The sequence below is a fragment of the Lacticaseibacillus zeae DSM 20178 = KCTC 3804 genome, assembly GCF_000260435.1.
Lineage (GTDB): Bacteria > Bacillota > Bacilli > Lactobacillales > Lactobacillaceae > Lacticaseibacillus > Lacticaseibacillus zeae.
The window spans coordinates 1-21,180 of the sequence record NZ_BACQ01000017.1 but is presented as its reverse complement, the minus strand read 5'-3'; the positions used below and the strand labels follow the sequence as shown (position 1 = coordinate 21,180).

Below are 21,180 nucleotides of genomic sequence, written 5' to 3'. Positions count from 1 at the left end.
CAGGTTATGGCGTCAACGGTCGACAAGTTCAAGATTTATTGGACGAAGTGGACATTACCACCAACAAAAACCAGATCCCGGGCGAACAAAACGGTCCGTTCAAAACCAGCGGCATTCGAGTTGGAACGGCGGCCATCACCACTCGCGGCTTTACGCCAGAAGAGAGCAAGCGGGTTGCCGAACTCATCAGTGCGGCAATTGCGCATCGCGATGATCAACCGGCTTTAGATCAAATTCGTCAAGAAGTCCTTGCGCTGACGGCCCGTCATCCCTTATCATAGATAGGGTTTGCAAACAAATGGCTCACACAGGAGGCCTCGCATGGGTAAATTTACAGTTTTAAATCACCCGTTGATTCAGCATAAGCTTACTTTGATTCGAAATAAGCATGCCGGCACTAAGGAATTTCGCGAAATCGCTAACGAAATCGCGGAATTAATGGTGTATGAAATCACACGGGATCTGCCACTGGAAAGTGTTGAGATCGAAACACCGATGGGGAAAACGGTTCAAAAGCAGCTTTCCGGTAAGAAACTTGCGGTTATTCCGATTCTTCGTGCCGGTTTGGGCATGGTGGATGGCGTTTTGCGCCTTATTCCAGCGGCAAAAGTCGGTCACATTGGGATGTATCGCGACGAAAAGACACTGAAGCCGCATGAATACTTTGTGAAGATGCCGCCGGATATCGACCAGCGGGATTTAATCATTGTTGATCCGATGCTGGCAACTGGTGGCTCGGCCAACATGGCGATTGAAGCGCTCAAAAAGCGCGGGGCGACATCGATGCGCCTCGTGGTGCTGGTTGCTGCTCCTGAAGGGGTTAAAGCCGTTCAGGCTGCTAATCCGGATGTCGACATTTACGCAGCCGCGCTGGATGATCATTTGAATGAAAACGGTTATATTGTGCCTGGGCTCGGCGATGCCGGCGACAGACTTTTTGGGACAAAATGACATGAATTGGCATGTGGTCACGCACATGCCTTTTTCATTTTTAGTTAAAAGATTTTTTGTAGGCGCATCAAGACACGTGAAAGCCATGGCCGCCGTGAAAAAATCAGTGAAAAAGCCTTTATGACGGCCAAAGTTTCTCTTTTTAGAGCTTTGTTTTTTCACTGAAATGGTGTTAGAGTAATGATTGTGTTTCAAGGGTCTACCCTAGTAACCAACGATTATCGAAGTCTCTGCAATCTTGCCCCATCTTTTTGATGGTACACATGATATGAAGCCACTTCAGTAAGGAGGTGAATTCTGTGAACGAACAATATCCCTCGATCAAGCTTTTCGGCTTAACTTTCAACCTGACCAACGACATTGGTGTTTTGGTTTCGGCAGTTCTGGTATTCTTACTGGTGCTATGGCTGTCACGAAACCTGAAAATGCGGCCAGGTGGCAAGCAGAACGTACTGGAATGGGCCATGGACTTTACAAACGGTATCGTCAAAAGTGCGATGCCCGGTTCGGAGCGTTACACGTTTAATTTATTTGCGTTTACGCTCTTCCTGTTCATTTTTATTAGTAACCAAATCGGGTTATTCATCGAGTTAGATATTGGTAAAGATACTTGGTTCCGCTCACCAACAGCATCCCCGGTGATTACCATGACGATGGCGATGACAGTTCTGGTACTTTCGCATTATTTTGGCGTTGTCTTCAGAGGTTTCAAAGGTTACATCAAAGGATATGCGTCACCGGTTCCGATTCTCTTACCAATCAACCTATTGGAAGAGTTTACGAACTTTATCACGCTTTCTTTGCGGCTTTACGGAAATATCTTTGCTGGCGAAGTTTTGGTTCTATTAATTCGGCAGTGGGCCTTTTCCGGCGGTGCACTCAACTTTGTTAGTGCAACGGTAGCCGAGATAGCTTGGCAAGGGTTCTCAGTCTTCATTGGTAGTATTCAGGCGTACGTTTTCGTCACGCTTGGTATGGTTTATACATCACACAAAGTTCTACCCGAGTAACTAATTTAGGAGGAAATTTCTTATGCAATTTTTAGCTGCCTCACTAGCCGCCGGCATTGCTGCCTTCGGTGCTTCAATCGGTAATGGGATGGTCATCAGCAAAACACTTGAAGGTATGGCGCGTCAGCCGGAAATGGCCGGAACCTTGCGTGGTACCATGTTTATTGGTGTCGGCCTGATCGAAGCTGTTCCGATCCTGTCTGTTGTTGTTGCCTTCATGTTGATGCTCCGTTAATTCAGTTCATCAATAAAGAAGGGAGTGGCAAAAGATGAGTTTAGGTGACACACTCTTCACACTTGTTACATTTCTGATCTTGGTGATTGCAGTCGGGAAAGTGGCATGGAAGCCAGTTACCAAAATGATGGCGGATCGCCAACAAAAGATTTCCGGCGACTTGGATTATGCTGAAAAGTCCCGCAAAGATGCGGAAACTTTAGCAGCCAAGCGACGGGAAGAACTGCAACACTCCCAGGCTGATGCTGTCAAGATTGTCAATCAAGCCAAGGAAAACGGCGAGAAGCAACGACAATCATTGGTTGACGCGGCCAATACGGAAGTCGCCACGTTGAAGAAAAATGCGCAAGCAGACATTGACCAAGCCCGTAAAGATGCTTTGGCCAGTGCCAAGAACGATGTGGCTGATTTAAGTCTGACGATCGCACAGAAGTTGATCGGTAAAGAACTTAATGCAGCTGATCAAAAAGACTTGATCGACGACTATATCAAACGGTTAGGTGATGCAAATGGCAGTCACTAATCAAATGGTTGCACCGCGTTATGCAAAAGCATTACTGGAAGCAGCCCATGACCAGGATCAGGTAGCGACAGTTCATGAAGAGTTACAGGCGCTTGCGTCTGTATTCAAAGAAAATCCGACGATCCTGACAATTTTTGATAATGCCCGAATTACGGCAGATGACAAAGCCAAACTGATGGCGACTTTGACCAAGAATGCCAGTCCGCTTGTGGCCAACTTATTGAAGTTAACCCAGCAATATGGTCGATTCGGTGCATTGCCGGATATCATCACGGCGTTCAATCGCGCTTATGATGATGAAGCCGGTATTATTACAGCGACTGTTACGACTGCAGTTGCTTTGTCAGCAGACCAAGCCGATGCCTTGCGCAGTGCCATTGCTGCGCGTTTTGGCATGAAGTCGACGCAATTGGAACAAATCGTTGATCCGAGCGTCATCGGCGGCGTGCGCATTCAAGCACACGGGTCGGTTATCGATGGAACGGTTAAACACCGTTTCGAGAAGATGAAGGCAGCACTGCTGGCAGATTAGAGATAAGTAAAGAGGTGAACCGGATGAGCATCAAGACTGAGGAAATCAGTTCTCTGATCAAAAAACAACTTGAAGGATATCAAGATGATTTGGCGGCCGAAGAAGTTGGCACCGTTACTTACATTGGTGACGGGATTGCCCGTGCCACTGGGCTGGAAAATGCCATGGCCAACGAATTGCTCCAATTTAGCAATGGCTCATACGGGATGGCGTTAAACCTTGAAACGAACGATGTCGGGATCATTATCTTAGGTGACTTCGATGAGATTCGCGAAGGTGACCAGGTTAAGCGAACCGGTCGGATTATGGAAGTTCCTGTCGGGGACGCCATGATTGGCCGGGTTGTCAATTCCCTGGGACAGCCAGTCGATGGCTTAGGCGCGATCAAGACGGATAAAACCCGTCCGATCGAGTTTAAGGCACCTGGCGTTATGCAACGCAAATCTGTATCCGAACCTTTACAAACCGGATTAAAAGCGATCGATGCCCTGGTTCCGATTGGCCGTGGTCAGCGTGAGTTGATCATTGGTGACCGGAAAACCGGGAAGACATCCATTGCGATTGATACGATTTTGAATCAAAAAGATCAGAATATGATCTGTGTTTACGTTGCGATCGGGCAAAAGGACAGTACGGTTCGTGCCCAGGTCGAGACGTTGAAGAAATATGGTGCGATGGATTATACCATCGTTTTGACGGCTGGCCCTTCTGAACCGGCGCCAATGTTGTACATTGCGCCTTATGCCGGTGCGGCTATGGGTGAAGAGTTCATGTACAATGGCAAACATGTTTTGATCGTGTACGATGATCTAAGCAAGCAGGCAACCTCTTATCGTGAGCTGTCCTTGCTGCTCCGTCGTCCGCCTGGTCGTGAAGCCTACCCTGGGGATATTTTCTATACCCACAGTCGCTTGTTGGAACGTGCCGCTAAATTGAGCGATAAGCTCGGCGGCGGTTCGATGACAGCGTTGCCAGTTATTGAAACCCAGGCTGGCGATATTTCGGCTTATATTCCGACTAATGTTATTTCCATCACGGATGGGCAAATCTTCTTGCAGAGCGATCTGTTCTATGCAGGTACCCGGCCGGCGATTGATGCCGGGGCTTCTGTTTCCCGAGTTGGTGGGGATGCCCAGGTTAAAGCCATGAAGAAAGTTGCCGGGACACTGCGGTTGGATCTTGCATCCTTCCGTGAACTGGAAGCTTTCACCCAGTTTGGTTCTGACTTGGATGCTGCTACCCAAGCCAAGCTGAATCGTGGTCGGCGCACGGTTGAAGTTTTGAAACAACCAGTACACAAGCCATTGCCGGTCGAAAAGCAGGTTATCATTCTCTATGCTTTGACCCATGGTTTTCTTGATCCGATTCCAATCGAAGACATCGGCCGGTTCCAAGACGAACTGTTTGATTTCTTCGATAGCAATGCGGCTGATTTGTTAAAGCAGATCAAGGATACCGGTGATTTACCGGACACCGATAAGCTGGATGCACAGATCAAAGCCTTTGCCGGTGGCTTCCAGACTAGCAAACAACTTGCTGCTGCTAAAGGTTAAGGAGGTGCCGCATGGCTGAATCATTAATGGATATCAAGCGCAAGATCGCTTCGACCAAGAAAACCGGTCAGATCACGCAAGCCATGCAGATGGTTTCCGGTGCCAAATTGAGTCAGATCGAAAAACGTGCCCGAAAATATCAACTTTATGCTGATAAGGTCCGTCAGATTGTGACTCATTTAGCTGCGGGACAACTTCTTGAGTTAGCTAATGCTGCGAATAATGATGCTGAGGCGAATAAGAATCAGCTTGTTTCCGTTGCCAGTTTGCTCGAGAAGCGTCCGGTTAAAAAGACAGGTTACCTCGTGATCACCAGTGATCGCGGATTGGTTGGCAGTTATAACAGTACGGTTTTAAAAGCGATGATGCAGATGATCAAAGACGATCACGAAGGCCCGGATGATTATGTCATGATGGCCATCGGTGGCGTCGGTGCGGACTTTTTCAAGGCCCGTGGTTTGAATCTAGCTTATGAATACCGTGGTGTTTCCGATATCCCGACTTTTAACGAAGTTCGTGAAATCGTGAAAACAGCTGTGACGATGTATGATAATGGTGTGTTTGACGAACTTTACGTTTGCTACAACCACCACGTTAATACATTAACTTCTGCTTTTCGGGCGGAGAAAATGCTACCGATCAGTGATTTGGATGTCAGCGAAGTTGAAGACACCAACGTCGAATACTTGATTGAACCCGATCTTGACGCTGTCTTGGATGCAGTCTTGCCGCAGTATGCGGAAAGTCTGATCTTTGGTGCGATTATGGATGCGAAAACGGCTGAGCACGCCGCATCGACAACCGCCATGCGCAGCGCAACCGATAATGCCAACGATTTGATCTTGCATCTGTCGACCCAGTTCAACCGGGCACGGCAGGCTGCGATCACGACCGAAATTACTGAAATTGTCGGTGGTGCGGCAGCACTAGAATAAACAGGTATGAGCCGGCTTGTGAATGGGTCGGTTTGTGCTTACCATAACGCATGAGCTAGCCTGGCAACCGCGCTGGCTCACGCTCAAGGAGGACGAATATGCCAAATGCAACTGGTAAAATTGCGCAAGTGATCGGTCCTGTTGTCGACGTAGCGTTCCCAATCAATGACAATTTGCCAGAAATCAACAACGCCTTGACAATTACCCGTAAGGATGGCTCCCAGCTGGTGCTGGAAGTTGCCTTGGAACTGGGTGATGGCGTCATGCGGACCATCGCGATGGATTCGACCGATGGCTTGCAGCGCGGCATGGCAGTTCAAGATACTGGCGGTCCGATTTCAGTGCCTGTCGGTAAAGACACACTGGGTCGCGTGTTCAATGTATTGGGTGACCCCATCGATGGCGGCGAAGCTTTTGGACCAGATCATCGACGTGACAGCATCCACCGTGATGCACCAAAATTCGAAGATTTGAACACCAGTTCTGAAATTCTGGAAACCGGCATTAAGGTTATCGATTTGCTCGAACCTTACCTGCGAGGCGGGAAGGTTGGACTCTTCGGTGGTGCCGGTGTCGGTAAAACCGTTTTGATTCAGGAACTGATTCATAATATCGCCGAGGAACACGGCGGCATCTCCGTCTTCACCGGGGTCGGCGAACGAACTCGTGAAGGGAACGACCTTTACTTTGAAATGAAGGAAAGCGGCGTTCTGGAGAATACAGCCATGGTCTTTGGTCAGATGAACGAGCCGCCTGGTGCCCGGATGCGGGTTGCCTTGACTGGTTTGACAATCGCGGAATACTTCCGTGATGTCGAAGGTCAGGACGTCCTGCTGTTTATCGATAACATTTTCCGGTTTACTCAGGCTGGTTCCGAAGTTTCTGCCTTGCTGGGCCGAATTCCGTCAGCCGTTGGTTATCAGCCGACACTGGCAACTGAAATGGGTCAGTTACAGGAACGGATTACCTCGACGAAAAAAGGATCGGTTACTTCCATTCAGGCTATTTATGTGCCTGCCGATGACTATACCGATCCGGCACCGGCGACAACTTTCGCCCATTTGGATGCCACGACCAACTTGGAACGGCGTTTAACTGAGCAAGGGATTTACCCGGCTGTTGATCCGCTGGAATCTTCTTCCAGTGCGTTGACACCGGAAATTGTCGGCGAGGAACACTACAAAGTGGCCACTGAAGTGCAACGGGTCTTGCAGCGTTACCGTGAGTTGCAGGATATCATCTCTATTTTAGGGATGGACGAATTGTCCGACGAGGAAAAGGTGATTGTTGCCCGTGCCCGTCGTGTTCAATTCTTCCTGTCACAAAACTTCAACGTTGCGGAACGTTTCACCGGCCAACCAGGTTCATATGTACCGGTTGAAGAAACCGTTAAAGGCTTCAAGGCAATTCTGGACGGCAAGTACGATGACTATCCGGAAGATGCCTTCCGTTCAGTCGGCCGCATTGAAGAAGTTGTCGAAAAGGCTAAGAAGATGGGCTTTGCTCCTGATGAACAGGACACGGATGCTGACGAAAAGCCAGCTGCACAAGCTGCAGCTAACTAAGGAGGCGACGCGTTTTGGCAGAAACGAGCAATGTTCTTCGTGTCAATATCGTGACGCCTGATGGTCTGGTTTACGACCATCATGCCAAGATGTTGGTGGTTCATTCTGTTGCTGGCGAATTGGGGATCATGGCCAACCATGAGCCAATCGTTACCCCGTTAGCGATCGGGGAGGTTGACGTACAACGTGTTGACTCAAGCGATCATAACGATTCAATTGCGGTCAACGGGGGCTTCATGGAGGTTTCGGATAACGTCGCCTCAATCGTCGCTGACTCAGCCGAACGCGAACGCGATATTGACCTGAGCCGTGCTCAAGCAGCACGCGATCGGGCCAAGAAGCGGATCGAGCAGGCCAAGAATGAAAACAACCAAGATGATCTGCGGCGGGCGCAAGTCGCATTGCGACGCGCCATCAACCGGATCAACGTTAAGACCAGTCATTAGACTCATGAAGAACAAAAAGGTGCTGGAGGCGAGAATTCGTCTTTGGTGCCTTTTTGTTTTGGACACAGACCGAGAATTTTTACCAGTGCGAGCGTTTTCTAGAAAGGCATCAGCTAGGCTGACGCCGGGTTCCTGTTGAAACGCGTTCACTGGGGCAGAAGTTTGCTTGTAAGAAACCTCAGGTGCAATTGGCTAAGCCCGGACATGGAGAAGGATAAGGATAGGAAGGCAATCCGGCTCCGAAACGCGTTTGCAGTCGCAGAAATCTACGTGTAAGGACCTCAAGTCTAAATGGCCAAAGACCAGCCATTTAGACTTGAGGCCACTTACACTCCGATTTCTAAGCGCTCCTGCGCACGCTCTGAAACGCGATCGCAGGGCCAGAAACCTGCACATAAGGACCTTGGTCGCAATGGCCTAAGACCGGGCCATCACGCCCAAGGCCACACTTATGCTCCGGTTTCTAACCGGCCCTGCTCACGCTCTTGCATGAATGTCGAAAGTGCGGGAAGATAACATATGAGGTGATCGCATGTTTCAGGAAATCGGCCTAAATGCCGCCATAACGCTCGTGTCCCACTTTGTTTTCATCATGTTGGCATTCCGGGCATTGAATGCGTTGCGTTTTGAGCGGTTCATTAAGGCCAACCATGTCCGTGAAGCGCAAGTTTTGTTGCTTTTCATGGCCGTTGGGTTAGGTTATTTGGTTAGCTCCTTCTTTTTATCGCTCGTTCAAGCAGCTTTAAACTTACCTAAACTTTTCCTATAAAAACCTCGTCTTAACTATGTTATAATGCGATAGTTAGTCAATTTACGAGGAGAGATATATACCCATGGCAAAAGATATTGGGATCGACTTAGGGACAGCCAATGTACTGATCAATGTTAAAGGCAAAGGCATCGTCTTAAATGAGCCGTCCGTTGTCGCCATTGATACCCATACCGGCAAAGTATTAGCGGTGGGGACAGAAGCCTATAAAATGGTTGGGCGCACACCGGGTAACATTCGGTCAATTCGACCACTTAAAGATGGCGTTATCGCTGATTTCGACATTACCGAAGCAATGCTTGAATATTTCATTAACAAATTAAATGTAAAAGGCGTGTTTTCCAAACCCAATATTTTGATTTGTGCCCCAACAAACATTACGGACATTGAGCAAAAGGCCATCATCCAGGCGGCCGAAAAATCCGGTGGCCGTCATGTCTACCTTGAGTTCGAGCCTAAGGTAGCAGCAGTTGGTGCCGGTTTGGATATTTTCCAGCCGCAAGGGAACATGGTGATCGATATCGGCGGTGGTACCAGTGACATCGCGGTACTTTCTTTGGGGGAGATTGTCACCAGTCGTTCGTTGCGGTTAGCCGGCGATAAAATGGACTCATCGATTGCAGCTTATGTAAAGAACAAACACAAGCTGATTATCGGCGAGCATACCGCTGAGCAGATTAAAATCAAAATCGGCGCGGTTTATGAGGCCGATCCTAAAGAAACCATTGAAGTTCGCGGCCGGGATATTGCGACCGGCTTGCCACGTGAGGTTTCCGTGACTTCTGAAGAGGTCTCTGACGCTTTGCACGAAACCATGATGGCGATCATCGACGGCGCTAAAGGTGTCTTGGAAAAGACCCCGCCGGAGCTTTCTGCCGATATTATCGATCGCGGGATCATGCTAACTGGTGGCGGTGCGTTATTGAAAGGCATCTCTCAGTTATTTGCCGCTGAATTGAAGGTGCCGGTGCTTTTGGCCGACGATCCGTTAGATGCGGTAGCTTTAGGCACAGGTGTCTTACTGGACAACATCGAACATCATCGGCAGTATTAGGAGTTAGCTTATGGACCCGGAGTATCCGAAACGCATTTTTCATCACATTAAAATTTGGTTGATCATTGCGGCGATTGCGTTAATTTTAGGATTGCTGATCGGTTTTGGTATGGGCGGCAGCAATCCGTTTAAGGTTTTTTTGCCGTCGACGTGGATCCATTTCTTTAATTTCCTGCGTTAGGAGTGGACATGAAGCAAATCCTGACCTGGCTGGTGCGGGGCTACCAGCGATTTATTTCCCCGTTATTGCCACCGAGCTGCCGGTATTATCCGACCTGTTCGACGTACATGATTCAGGCGTTGCAGCGACATGGCGCCATTAAAGGGACACTCATGGGGATTGCCCGGATCTTGCGGTGCAACCCCTTTGTTAAAGGTGGGCTTGATCCGGTCCCGGCTTATTTTACGTTGCGGCGGAACCCGCATCCTGAAAATGACTTGGATCTCAGCGATATTCAAAATCTTAATCATAAGCTAGGAGGCCATCATGGCTAAAGAAAGAAACATCAAGGTCACCCAAACGGATGAAACCCGCAATGGCCATACGGTTTCGGTGTTAAAAATCGGTGATCAGGAAATTGGGTTTATTGAACCGGATGGCACTCGTTTTGCTGCTTACGTTGCCGGTTCAGACAAGCCGAATCGCTTTAAAAGTCTGGATGACGCTGTCAACGCGTTGATTGCGGAATATCATTTGCATCAAGGATGACGTGAATCGGAAGAGCGTGAACTGGGGCGGTTTCTAACCCAGTAAGCGCGTTTTAAACAGCGCGTGAACAAAGAGCGTTAAAGGAGGTTCGCCGTGGAATCGCATGAAATTAAATCAAATTCTGAAGGCGATCGCATCGACTATGGCATCATTTTGTCAGTCATGCTGCTGGCGCTGATCGGTTTAGTGTCAATTTATCTGGCGGCGTCTCATGATGGTTCGACTTCGCAGAATCCGGTCAGGGCCACGATTATGCAGGCGGCCTGGTACGCGATTGGTGGCGTCGGGATCTTCTTCGTCATGCGGTTTGATGCAGAACAGCTGTGGCGAATTGCGCCTTATTTGTATGGCATCGGGATCTTTTTGATGATCGCAGTTCTGATTTTTTATGACCGGGCAACTGAAATTAATACCGGTGCTAAAAGCTGGTTTGCGCTTGGACCAATCAGTTTCCAACCTTCGGAAATCATGAAACCGGCGTATATTTTGATGCTAAGCCGAGTCGTCACCCAGCACAATGCAGCTTATTCGCACACGATCCAAAACGATTGGAAATTAATTGGCCGCATGGTGTTGTGGACCCTTCCGATTGCCATCTTGATGAAGTTGCAAAATGACTTCGGGACAACGTTGGTCTTTCTAGCCATTTTTGCCGGAGTCACCTTGGTGGCGGGCATTAATTGGCGGATCCTATTACCGATTGCCTTGGGAGCGGCTGCGATAGGAACGCTGGCCATTTTGCTGGTCACACAGTCATGGGGTCGGGCGTTCTTGGGGTCAATTGGCTTCAAAACGTATCAGTTTGCTCGAATTGATTCGTGGCTGAACCCGTCCGGCAGCACCAGTGGCGATAGTTACCAATTATGGCAATCGATGAAAGCGATCGGATCAGGACAGTTAACCGGAAAAGGCCCGTTCCACATGGCTGTTGCGGTGCCAGTGCGGGAATCGGATATGATTTTTTCCGTGATTGGCGAAGCGTTCGGGTTTGTCGGCGCAGCGGTGCTGATTCTGTTATACTTTATGTTGATCTATCAGATGATTCGGGTCACGTTCGATACCAAGAACGAGTTTTATGCTTACATTTCGACCGGTGTCATCATGATGATCTTATTCCACGTGTTTGAAAACATTGGCATGAACATCGGCTTGTTGCCATTAACCGGGATTCCGCTACCGTTCATTTCACAAGGGGGTTCATTCCTGCTTGCGAATATGCTATCGGTCGGTATGGTCCTCTCGATGCGCTATCACCATACAAGTTATATGTTCAGCCGCGACACAGAAGATTTTGAATAGGAGCGAGAAAATGGCAACAACTTATTTTTGGCAAGACGAACTGGCTGCGGGTCAGGTTCGTTTGGGGTTAACCGAGGATGCACAGGAAACATTAGGCAAAATCAAGTTTGTTGATTTACCGCAAGTTGGAACAAGTTTAACGGTTGGCAAACCGTTTTTGAGTGTGGAAGCGGAAAAGGCTGTCCTCGATCTTGAGGCACCACTTGCCGGGACTGTCGTGGATGTTCACCAAGAACTTGGCGACAAACCGGCTTTGTTAGACGAAACCGATCACAATCACAATTGGGTTGTGACTGTCTCAACTAAATAGCAGCGCCACTTGCCATCGACTTGACGGGAGCGTGACGCAGCCAATCTAAAAAGCAGCTGACATCATTGATAATCAAAATGATGGGTAGCTGCTTTTTAAATTGATTTTAAAGTTTCCGATGGCACAAGTGTCAGGCGAAGAAGCGTTTTGCCATTTCTTGATAGGTCTTGATGGCGGTCGTGTAGCTGTCTAAGTCGACATGTTCATCGATTTGGTGGCTGAAATGATTATCCCCGGGGCCATAGACGATGACATCAAAGTGGTTGTCAGACCGAATAAATTCAGACGCGTCGGTGCCGCCGTATGCCACCGCGAGTTTGGCTGGCGTACCGGTGACAGCGGCAATTGCCTGATTAGCAGTGGTGACAAGGTGACCATTTTTGTCGGAGTGCACTGGCAGGAACCGATGCAAGACCTTGAGCGTTAATTTGGCAGACGTAGCTTGATTGGCCCGCTCGACTAATTGTTTCAACAGGTCGACGACTAAGTCAATATTGGCAGCCGGAGTTGGCCGTAAGTTGCCGCGTAGATAGGCGTGGGCGGGAATCGTGTTGACTTGATCGCCACCGTTGATCACCGTGATTGAATGGCGAAAGACGCCTAGATCCGGGTCGTCCGGTGCTTGATCAAAGGCAGTTGGCTCCCGTTCGGCAAAGGCCACTAACCCATCGATGGCGTTGACGCCTTTTTCCGGTCGCGAACTATGAACCGAGACGCCTTCACTATCGATTTCGTAGTTGACGGTCCCGCCATGCGCATACTGCAACAATTTGTCAGTTGGTTCGCCAACGATTAAGCCTGACAAATCATCGGCATAGCCTTGTTCAGTGAGTTGTCGAGCGCCCATCGCGCCAAATTCTTCACCAACCGTTGCCATGAACCGAATGTGGTGTTTAAAACCGGCCTGCTTCAAAGCAATGAGCGCGAGTGTCATCGCCGCCAGACCGCTTTTCATGTCATCGGTGCCGCGTCCATACATGACATTGTTGACGATTTTTCCGGAAAAAGGCGGATACGTCCATGCAGACTCGTTGCCGGGACTAACCACATCTTGGTGACCGGTGAAGCCAAGCACTTGGTCACCTTGATTAAGTTCCGCCACCAAATTAACCCGATCATCTTTGTACGGGATTAGTTTGGTAGGAATACCGGCGGCCTCAAACTCAGCCTGCAAGACTTTTGCCACAGCCAGCTCATGACCGTTTGCTGAGTCAATGCGAATTAATTTTTGCAACAGTGCAACAGGATCTGTCATATTTGCTCATCCTCTCAGTGCTATGTTTTATGGCCGCTTAATTGAACTTTTCTCCGACGGCCAATGTTGAAGCAAGCTTACACTCTTTTTGAATTAAAATTCAATGTTTGACTACTAAAAAATTTGTGCTAAACTCATGAATACAAACTTGAAATTGATGATAAACGGACTAAGTGAGTAGCGGTCGCGAGACAGTACAGAAAACCCGAATTGATGAGAGCGGGGTTGCAAGCGCGCGTGAATATGGCTTAGTGCACACGGCACACCGAACATTTTTTTCTAAGGCTGTGATGGTCAGCGCCCATTAACGCGCTCCCGGATGAATCCGTCCGGTGAGTGGGTCGCGCACAGCACGGCCAATTAGAATGGTACCGTGGGTGAAGCTCACTTCTAACTGTCTTGGGTTAGAGGTGGGCTTCTTTTTTTGTGGGCGTGAGCCAGCGCGGTTAGAAGCCGGAGTGTAAGTGGCCTTGGACGTGATGGCCGGTCTTTGGCCATTGCGACCAAGGTCCTTATGTGCAGGTTTCTGGGCTGGCGAGCGCGTTATGAAGAGAGGTAAGCCACAAGCTGAACGCGAGCTGTTACATCCATAGTCCCTTTATCATTCAATCAAGCCAACACAACAGGCAGCTACACGGTTGCAAAATTTTGTTACGTGCAGCTGAGCACCGACTACACGAGGAGGATTCAAGATGAAGCGTTTTTGGAAGATTTTTGCCACCATTGCAGTATTAGGACTGATTTTGGTTGGTTGTGGTAACAGTAACAGCAGTAGCAGTCAGAAGCAGACAACGGTCAAGATTGGGGTCGTTGGTGCAGATAATCGGGTTTTGCAATCAGTTGCGAAGAAGGTCAAGAAACAGGGTATCAACATTAAAATTGTTCAGTTCTCTGATTACAACCAACCTAATACAGCGTTGAAGGATCATGATATTGATTTGAACTTGTTCCAGCATCAGTATTTTCTGAACAACTGGAACAAGACGCATCATGGTGATCTTGTCAGCATCGGCCAGACCATTATTGCGCCGTTAGCGATTTATTCTAAGAAGATCACGAAAATCAGTCAGATCAAGCAAGGCGACACAATTGCGTTACCAAATGACCCGACTAACGAAGGCCGGGCGCTGCAATTGTTGCAGGCGGCAGGTTTGATCAAGCTCAATACGAAGGTGGCTTTGCCGACAACCCGTGATGTGACCGACAACAAGCTGAATTTGAAGCTTAAAGCGGTCGATGCCGCGCAAACGGCCAGTTCCTTGCCGGATGTTGCAGCGTCCGTGATTAATTCAGGCGTGGCCCAGGATGCCAAGTTGAATCCTAAGAAGGCTATTTACACGGAGAAGGTCAACAAACAGAGTCAACCTTGGATTAACGTGTTTGTGGCGAATAAGAAGGACAAAAATAATAAGACTTACCAGAAAATTGTGAAGGCATTCCGGACGAAGGATACGGCTAATCTGATTGAGAAGCTGTACCATGGGAGTGAAGTACCAGCTTGGACGCAGAAGTTTTAGGATCGTGGATGATGCGTGTAGGGGAAAAGTTAGCTTGGCTTTCCGGGTGCCGGTTTGGGTTTTTAGGCAGCCAGTGACTTATTTGGAGAATGCGTGATAAGTGGTGGAAGGCAATCCGGTTCACAAACGCTTTCGCAGGTTTCTGGGCCTGCTCACGCTCTCTCTAACCTTTTGCTTGACAACTCCCTCTCCTTTCGTCTAAACTCGGTTTAATTCATTTCGGGAAACGAATGATATGAGTGAGTAGATTTGATGAGACTGTACAGAAAACCTGATTAGCTGAGAGCAGGGTAGTTGATTGAATCGAAGATGGCTCATTGATCGGCATCGCTGAGCAGTAGTTAGGCGATGATGGCTGGCGGTCATTATTCCGCACACAGGTGATTGCCTGTTACTGAGGGCGCTTTGGCGTCGAATTAGAATGGTACCGCGAGCTGGCTCGCTTCTAAAACATTGTGTTTAGGAGCGGGCTTTTTTATTTTTCAAAAAGCTTGCGCATATTGTTCGTGAACCCGAACGAGGAGGAATAAGTTTATGAAGTCTTGGAAAAGAGCCATTATCACACTTGCTTTGGTTTTGCCATTATTTGTTTTAGCAGCCTGTGGTAAGTCGTCATCCAGCACTAGCAAAAATACCACGGTTAAAGTCGGCATCATGAGTACGGACAAGGAGATCTGGACGGACATCCAGTCACGGTTGAAGAAGCAAGGTGTCACGATCAAACTGGTCCAGTTTACGGATTATAACCAACCGAACCAGGCACTGGAAGACGGCGACATTCAGTTGAACGCTTTTCAGCATCATAATTTCTTAGACAACTGGAATAAGAAACACAACACCAAGATCGTTGACATCGGTGCTACTTATATCGGGCCGATGCGCGCTTATTCCAACAAAATCAAATCGCTAAAAGACGTTAAAGCCGGCGACAAGATTTCCCTGCCTAACGATCCTTCCAACGAAGGCCGAGCGCTGCAGTTACTCGCGCAAAACGGCTTGTTGACACTGAAAAAAGGTGTGGCATCGCCAACTATTCGCGATATTACGGAAAATAAGCTTAACTTGAAATTCACCGAACTGGATGCAGCCCAGACCGCGCGCTCACTGGATGACGTTGCAGTGGCCGTTGTCAATAATGATATTGCGGCAGCAGCCAATCTGAAGCCGGCCAATGCGATTGCGGTTGAAAAGATCACTAAGCAGTCCAAGCCATGGGTTAACTTCATTGCTGCCAAGTCAGCAAAAGACAAGAACAACGCCACTTACAAGAAGATCGTCAAAGCTTACCAGACAAAGCGGACGGCTGAGCTGCTGAAGAAGGTTTACAAAGGCTCAACACTGCCAGCCTGGAACTACAAGTTTTAATTAGAAACGGGGACAATTATGTCAGATCAAGCAGTTGTGACGTTAAAAGACGTGGACGTTGAATTCCACGGGAAGACCCGCTCGGTACATGCCGTTGATCACGTCAATTTAACGGTCAATCGCGGGGATATTTATGGAATTGTCGGCTATTCAGGAGCCGGCAAGTCGACATTGGTCCGGACCATCAATCTGTTGCAACGGCCAACCAGCGGCAGCGTCAATGTTTTAGGCCAGGATATGCTAGCTTTGTCAGCGGCACAGCTACGCAAGGAACGTAAGCGGATCGGCATGATTTTTCAGCATTTTAATTTGATGAACAGCCGCACGATTGCCGATAATGTCGCGTTTCCGTTAAAAGGCATCAAATCAAAGCAGGAGATCAAGAAAAAGGTTGCTGAGCTGCTGGATTTGGTTGGGCTGACAGATCGGGCAAATTCCTATCCGGCACAACTATCCGGCGGGCAAAAGCAACGGGTCGGGATTGCACGGGCCTTGGCGTCTGATCCGGAAATCTTGATCTCCGATGAAGCGACCAGTGCGTTGGATCCGAAAACCACGAGTTCAATTCTGGACCTTTTGAAATCGCTGAATGAACGGTTGGGATTAACGATTGTTCTGATTACTCACCAAATGGAGGCGGTTAAACAGATTTGTAATCGCGTTGCCGTCATGGATGCAGGCGCCATCATTGAACGCGGCGATCTGCTGCAGGTCTTTTCCAATCCAAAGCAGCAGTTGACCAAGGATTTCATCGATACGACCCTGCAGCTTGATCAGGCGATTGAATCAGTCTTGCAGCAGCCTGCCGTTAAGAACCTTGGGCCGAATGATCGGTTGTTGCGTCTGACTTATGTTGGGGCATCGGCCGATCAGCCACTGGTGGCCAAGCTGTTTAAAAGTTACCATGTGACGGCGAACATTTTGTTTGGTGATATTCAGATTTTACAGGATACGCCATTTGGCAATCTGATTGTGGTTTTGTCCGGTGATCAAGCGCAAGTGGACACCGGCATTCAGTATCTTAAACAGCAGGATGTCAAGATCGAAGACATCTTAAAGAAGGAGGCCTAGTCAGATGGTACAATTTTTTACAAAATATTTTCCTAACGTTGTGCCTATCTGGTCCGGCGATGGCGGCGTGACGCAGGCAATCAACGAGACGCTGTACATGACAGCCTTGACGGCAATTGTTGCCGGAGTGCTGGGCATTATTATTGGGATCTTGCTGGTCTTGACCGATGAAGGCGGACTACTGGCCAATCATCCGTTTTACTTCGTTTTGGATAAATTGGTGAACATTTTCCGAGCGGTGCCGTTTATCATTTTGCTGGCGATCATGACGCCAGTGACGCGCGCTATTGTCGGAACCGGCATCGGCCCGACCGCGGCGTTGGTACCATTGATCGCCGGGACGACCCCGTTTTACGCACGGCAGGTGCAAAACGCCTTGTTGACAGTTGATCCCGGAGTTATTGAGGCGGCCGAAGCGATGGGCGTTTCACCGTTAGGGATTGTCTGGCGCGTTTACTTGCGTGAAGGGTTGTCTGAATTGATCCGGGTTTCCGTCTTGACGATCATCTCCGTCATCGGCTTAACGGCCATGGCTGGGGCTGTTGGTGGTGGCGGTCTCGGGAACCTGGCCATTGCGGTCGGCTACCAGCGTTACCAGTACGACGTGATCATTGTTTCCCTGATCTTCATTTTGGCACTGGTCTTCTTGGTTCAGTTTATCGGTGATTTCTTTGCACGGAAGAGCCACCATTAATTGCGATTGAAAAAGAACGTCATTTAAATTTAAATGCCCCACAATGATCAGATAAGCAAAGTCTGATGGTTGTGGGGCTTTTTTTAAAAGCGGGGCGTTTGCCGCCGTATCTGTTATGACGTAGAATAACGGTATAACGAAAAGTCAAATCCAGTCGGGGGTAACATTGTGCATACACTTGAGATTAAAGATTTACATGTCAAAATTAAGGCAGAGCCGGAGCATCCGGAGATTTTAACCGGGGTCAATTTGAAATTGGCGACGGGCGAGATTCATGCCATTATGGGTCCAAATGGTACAGGTAAATCGACGTTGGCCGAGACAATCATGGGCAATCCGGCTTATGAAGTCACTCAAGGCGATATTTTAATTGATGGCAAATCAATTTTGGACCTTGCTGTCGATGAACGGGCGCGTGCCGGATTGTTTCTCGGCATGCAGTACCCGCAGGAAATTGCCGGGGTGACGAATGCGGAATTCATTCGTGCTGCGATCAATGCGCGGCGTCCGGAAGATGATCAGATTCGCATTACCGACTTTTTGAAACAATTAGATAAGACAATGGCAACCCTTGAGATGCCGGAATCAATGGCAGATCGGTATCTGAATCAGGGCTTTTCCGGTGGTGAAAAGAAGCGTAATGAAATTTTGCAGCTGATGATGATTCACCCGCATTTTGGCTTACTGGATGAAATCGACTCCGGCTTGGATATTGATGCACTGCGGATCGTTGCCAAAGGCGTTAACCTGATGCGTGGGCCGGAATTCGGCAGCATGATTATTACCCATTATCAGCGTCTGTTGGATTACATTATTCCTGATGTGGTGCACGTTATGAAAGGCGGCCGGATCATCGAAAGTGGTGGCCCTGACTTAGCCAAAGAATTGGAAAAGACCGGCTATGAACACCTTAAAGTGGGTGAACAAAATGGTTGAAACAACAACGCTGCCGGCGCCTAATCTGCCTAAGTTTCCGTTGGCGCGCTATTTAAAGAACCAACCTGACAATGTTGAGGATCGGGTCATCTTGCATGCGCCTCAGGCAATTGCCTACGCTGCCGGATCGAGTGAAGTTCAACGTTTTACACCAACGAATTCGCTTGATGCATGGTTGCTGCGCTCGCCTCAAGGGGCAACGACAGTCGATATTCCCGCTCATTTTGTCAGCGGCGATGACCCCATCGTCCTGACCGGGCCTAAAAACGCCGGTGGTTTACTGTATGTTCATGTTGGTAAAGGCGCCAAGGTTACCCTGCAGGAAAAGTGGGCTAGTGGCGGCCACGTGTTAGGTATTTGGCTCATGCTGGTGATTGATGCAGATGCGGACGTTAATTGGCTGAGCTATGATAGCTTTACTGCCGACACTGTATTGGTGAATCGCACGGCGACATTAGCCGCCAATGCAAAGCTTAATTGGACATTGGCCGGATTTTCGCATAACTCCGGTTTGAATCGGGTCGATGTGCGCCTGCTGGGACAAAACGCCGAAGCAACGGTTAACGTGGGTGTTTTGGCTTCCGGCAATCAGCATGTCAACTATACGACATCCGTGACCAATGAAGGCCAGCATACGGTGGGGCACATTAACCAACGCGGTGTGATTACCGGCAATGCCCACCTGATGTTTAATGGGATTGGCCACATCATCAAGGGTGCCCGCGGAAGTGATGCCCAACAGGAAAACCGCGTGTTAATGCTTTCGCAGCGAGCGGAAGGCGACGCCAACCCGATTCTATTAATTGATGAAAATGACGTCACGGCCGGCCATGCTGCTTCCGTAACGCGGGTGAATGCCGATCAGCTTTACTATCTAATGAGTCGTGGACTTTCCGCGACATTAGCAAAACGATTGGTGATCCGCGGCTTTTTGGAAGGCGGTTTGGCTGAAATCGATGATGTTCGGCTGAAGAAAGAACTGTTTGCAACGATTGATCGAACGCTGGTGGCTGAAGATGCGTGAACAATTTCCGTTTTTTAAGGCTCATCCTGATCTGGTTTATTTAGATACCGCAGCGACTTCCCAAAAGCCGCAAGCCTTGTTGGATAGCCTACAGAACTACTATATTAATGATAATGCCAACGTGCACCGCGGTCTTTACAAGTTGGCTTATGATACGACTGAAGCATATGAAGGTGTTCGTCAGCAAGTCGCTGATTTCCTTCATGCTCAAAGTGCCGAGGAGATTATCTTTACTCGTGGCACGACCGATAGTCTAAATTTGGTGGCGAGTGCGTTTGGACCGCATGCGGTGCCTGCTGGTGGCCGGATTGTCGTCAGCGGTGCCGAACACCACAGTAATTTTATTCCGTGGCAACAGCTTGCTAAGCGTCAGCAGGCAACCTTCACCGTAACGCCGGTTCATCCGGATGGAACAGTCGATGTGCCCGCCTTATTGGCCGCTATCACACCGGGCACTAACCTAGTGGCGATTGCTCAAGTGACTAATGTTGCCGGTGATACGCTCCCAGTGGCAGAGATTGCCAAGAAGGCGCATGACGTGGGGGCCATTGTTGTCGTTGACGGCGCTCAGGCAGTCGCCCACATGGCAGTTGATGTCCAAGCGTTAGGCGCGGACTTCTACGCCTTTTCCGGACATAAAATCTATGGGCCAACAGGGATCGGCGCGCTTTACGGTCGTGCAGACTTGTTGGCAAAAATGCCACCGATCCAATTCGGCGGTGAAATGATTTCCGAAGTTCGTGATCAAGAAAGTACGTGGGCAGACGGGCCGATCAAGTATGAAGCCGGCACGCCCCATATCGCCGGTGTGATTGGCATGGGCGCGGCATTGCATTGGTTTCAGGAAAACGTTGATGCCGCGGCATTACAAACCGAACATGAATTGACGAATCAATTGCGAACCGCGTTGACGGCGATTCCGGATCTAACGGTTTATGGCAACGAGGACAGTCTGGCAACGGTTTCGTTTAATTTAACGGGTATTCATCCCCACGATGTTGCCACCTTCCTGGATGAGCAGCAAATCGCCGTGCGTGCCGGCCATCACTGCGCCCAGCCGCTCATGGCCAGGTTAGGGGTGCCGGCGACGGTGCGCGCCAGTTTTGGGGTCTACAACAATCAGGATGATGTCACGAAATTGGTTGAAGCTGTTCAGGCCGTAAGGAGGTATTTCCATGGCATTGACTAAGCTAGATCAAATGTATCGCGCGGTGATTCTTGACGAGGCGCAACACCCGCGGCATCACGGCGTTTTAGCTGATTTTGATCACGAAATTACGGTGCGCAACCCCAGCTGTGGCGATGTTTTGCACTTGCAGATTAGTGAAAAGGATGGCCGGGTGAACGATGTTGCTTTTTCCGGCAGTGGCTGTACCATTTCCCAGGCGAGTGCCAGTCTGATGACCGATCAGATTTTAGGTAAAACG

Annotated in this window: 25 protein-coding genes and 1 pseudogene; 25 read left to right on the top strand and 1 reads right to left on the bottom strand. The window is 49.0% G+C overall.

All coding sequences use genetic code 11. The features are described 5' to 3' along the window. From glyA to GSO_RS03130, 17 genes and pseudogenes are all read left to right on the top strand, one after another. Positions 1-281: pseudogene (glyA, locus tag GSO_RS03210) on the top strand (serine hydroxymethyltransferase); the annotation flags it as partial. A gap of 40 nt (positions 282-321) precedes the next feature. Next, positions 322-951 carry a uracil phosphoribosyltransferase gene (gene upp / locus GSO_RS03205; RefSeq protein WP_010488901.1) on the top strand — a complete coding sequence of 210 codons (630 nt, stop codon included), beginning with the start codon at positions 322-324 and terminating at the stop codon, positions 949-951. Positions 952-1,250: 299 nt separating this feature from the next. Further along, positions 1,251-1,961, top strand: a complete 711-nt coding sequence (gene atpB / locus GSO_RS03200) for a F0F1 ATP synthase subunit A (RefSeq protein ID WP_010488899.1) — start codon at positions 1,251-1,253, stop codon at positions 1,959-1,961. Positions 1,962-1,983: 22 nt separating this feature from the next. Beyond that, the gene (gene atpE / locus GSO_RS03195) at positions 1,984-2,196 is read left to right on the top strand and encodes a F0F1 ATP synthase subunit C (RefSeq protein ID WP_010488897.1); all 213 of its coding nucleotides are present in this window, start codon (positions 1,984-1,986) and stop codon (positions 2,194-2,196) included. 34 nt (positions 2,197-2,230) lie between these two features. Beyond that, entirely contained in the window at positions 2,231-2,719 is a 489-nt protein-coding gene (atpF, locus tag GSO_RS03190; RefSeq protein WP_010488895.1) for a F0F1 ATP synthase subunit B, read from the top strand. Further along, entirely contained in the window at positions 2,706-3,251 is a 546-nt protein-coding gene (gene atpH / locus GSO_RS03185; protein ID WP_010488893.1) for an ATP synthase F1 subunit delta, read from the top strand. Before atpF ends, atpH begins: the two co-directional genes overlap by 14 nt. Positions 3,252-3,274: 23 nt before the next feature. Further along, positions 3,275-4,804 carry a F0F1 ATP synthase subunit alpha gene (gene atpA, locus GSO_RS03180; RefSeq protein ID WP_010488892.1) on the top strand — a complete coding sequence of 510 codons (1,530 nt, stop codon included), beginning with the start codon at positions 3,275-3,277 and terminating at the stop codon, positions 4,802-4,804. Positions 4,805-4,815: 11 nt separating this feature from the next. Beyond that, a complete protein-coding gene (locus tag GSO_RS03175; RefSeq protein ID WP_010488891.1) occupies positions 4,816-5,739 on the top strand; it encodes a F0F1 ATP synthase subunit gamma in 924 nt (307 codons plus the stop codon). 98 nt (positions 5,740-5,837) lie between these two features. Continuing rightward, on the top strand, positions 5,838-7,304 hold the full coding sequence (gene atpD / locus GSO_RS03170; RefSeq protein ID WP_010488889.1) for a F0F1 ATP synthase subunit beta: 1,467 nt from the start codon (positions 5,838-5,840) through the stop codon (positions 7,302-7,304). Between the two features lie 14 nt (positions 7,305-7,318). Continuing rightward, positions 7,319-7,750 (top strand): F0F1 ATP synthase subunit epsilon, encoded by a 432-nt coding sequence (locus GSO_RS03165; RefSeq protein ID WP_010488888.1) that lies wholly within the window; start codon positions 7,319-7,321, stop codon positions 7,748-7,750. 532 nt (positions 7,751-8,282) lie between these two features. Next, the gene (locus GSO_RS03160) at positions 8,283-8,519 is read left to right on the top strand and encodes a DUF1146 family protein (protein ID WP_010488885.1); all 237 of its coding nucleotides are present in this window, start codon (positions 8,283-8,285) and stop codon (positions 8,517-8,519) included. Positions 8,520-8,583: 64 nt separating this feature from the next. Next, positions 8,584-9,573 carry a rod shape-determining protein gene (locus GSO_RS03155; RefSeq protein WP_010488882.1) on the top strand — a complete coding sequence of 330 codons (990 nt, stop codon included), beginning with the start codon at positions 8,584-8,586 and terminating at the stop codon, positions 9,571-9,573. A gap of 10 nt (positions 9,574-9,583) precedes the next feature. Continuing rightward, positions 9,584-9,754 (top strand): DNA-directed RNA polymerase subunit beta, encoded by a 171-nt coding sequence (locus GSO_RS03150; RefSeq protein ID WP_010488880.1) that lies wholly within the window; start codon positions 9,584-9,586, stop codon positions 9,752-9,754. A gap of 8 nt (positions 9,755-9,762) precedes the next feature. Further along, positions 9,763-10,068 (top strand): membrane protein insertion efficiency factor YidD, encoded by a 306-nt coding sequence (gene yidD, locus GSO_RS03145; RefSeq protein WP_010488878.1) that lies wholly within the window; start codon positions 9,763-9,765, stop codon positions 10,066-10,068. Next, entirely contained in the window at positions 10,061-10,282 is a 222-nt protein-coding gene (locus GSO_RS03140; RefSeq protein WP_010488877.1) for a DUF2969 domain-containing protein, read from the top strand. Before yidD ends, GSO_RS03140 begins: the two co-directional genes overlap by 8 nt. Before the next feature lie 93 nt (positions 10,283-10,375). Next, complete coding sequence (locus GSO_RS03135) at positions 10,376-11,581, top strand: FtsW/RodA/SpoVE family cell cycle protein (protein ID WP_010488875.1); 1,206 nt, start codon at positions 10,376-10,378, stop codon at positions 11,579-11,581. 10 nt (positions 11,582-11,591) lie between these two features. Then, complete coding sequence (locus tag GSO_RS03130) at positions 11,592-11,891, top strand: glycine cleavage system H family protein (protein ID WP_010488872.1); 300 nt, start codon at positions 11,592-11,594, stop codon at positions 11,889-11,891. A gap of 130 nt (positions 11,892-12,021) precedes the next feature. Here GSO_RS03130 and GSO_RS03125 read toward each other — a convergent pair whose 3' ends face one another. Beyond that, complete coding sequence (locus tag GSO_RS03125) at positions 12,022-13,146, bottom strand: ArgE/DapE family deacylase (RefSeq protein ID WP_010488870.1); 1,125 nt, start codon at positions 13,144-13,146, stop codon at positions 12,022-12,024. Positions 13,147-13,838: 692 nt separating this feature from the next. Here GSO_RS03125 and GSO_RS03120 point away from each other — a divergent pair. The 8 genes from GSO_RS03120 to sufU form a co-directional block, all read left to right on the top strand. Continuing rightward, on the top strand, positions 13,839-14,663 hold the full coding sequence (locus GSO_RS03120) for a MetQ/NlpA family ABC transporter substrate-binding protein (protein WP_010488868.1): 825 nt from the start codon (positions 13,839-13,841) through the stop codon (positions 14,661-14,663). A gap of 534 nt (positions 14,664-15,197) precedes the next feature. Further along, positions 15,198-16,028: a MetQ/NlpA family ABC transporter substrate-binding protein gene (locus tag GSO_RS03115; RefSeq protein WP_010488866.1), complete on the top strand. Its 831-nt coding sequence runs from the start codon at positions 15,198-15,200 to the stop codon at positions 16,026-16,028. 18 nt (positions 16,029-16,046) lie between these two features. Then, positions 16,047-17,099 carry a methionine ABC transporter ATP-binding protein gene (locus GSO_RS03110; protein ID WP_010488864.1) on the top strand — a complete coding sequence of 351 codons (1,053 nt, stop codon included), beginning with the start codon at positions 16,047-16,049 and terminating at the stop codon, positions 17,097-17,099. A gap of 4 nt (positions 17,100-17,103) precedes the next feature. Further along, positions 17,104-17,793 carry a methionine ABC transporter permease gene (locus GSO_RS03105; RefSeq protein ID WP_010488862.1) on the top strand — a complete coding sequence of 230 codons (690 nt, stop codon included), beginning with the start codon at positions 17,104-17,106 and terminating at the stop codon, positions 17,791-17,793. A 168-nt stretch (positions 17,794-17,961) separates the two neighbouring features. Beyond that, on the top strand, positions 17,962-18,729 hold the full coding sequence (gene sufC / locus GSO_RS03100; protein WP_010488859.1) for a Fe-S cluster assembly ATPase SufC: 768 nt from the start codon (positions 17,962-17,964) through the stop codon (positions 18,727-18,729). After that, complete coding sequence (locus tag GSO_RS03095; RefSeq protein WP_010488857.1) at positions 18,722-19,753, top strand: SufD family Fe-S cluster assembly protein; 1,032 nt, start codon at positions 18,722-18,724, stop codon at positions 19,751-19,753. Before sufC ends, GSO_RS03095 begins: the two co-directional genes overlap by 8 nt. Next, positions 19,746-20,942 carry an aminotransferase class V-fold PLP-dependent enzyme gene (locus GSO_RS03090; protein ID WP_010488855.1) on the top strand — a complete coding sequence of 399 codons (1,197 nt, stop codon included), beginning with the start codon at positions 19,746-19,748 and terminating at the stop codon, positions 20,940-20,942. Before GSO_RS03095 ends, GSO_RS03090 begins: the two co-directional genes overlap by 8 nt. Then, positions 20,929-21,180: Fe-S cluster assembly sulfur transfer protein SufU (gene sufU / locus GSO_RS03085; RefSeq protein ID WP_010488853.1), on the top strand; the 252-nt coding region annotated here is incomplete at its 3' end. The genes GSO_RS03090 and sufU, both read left to right, overlap by 14 nt.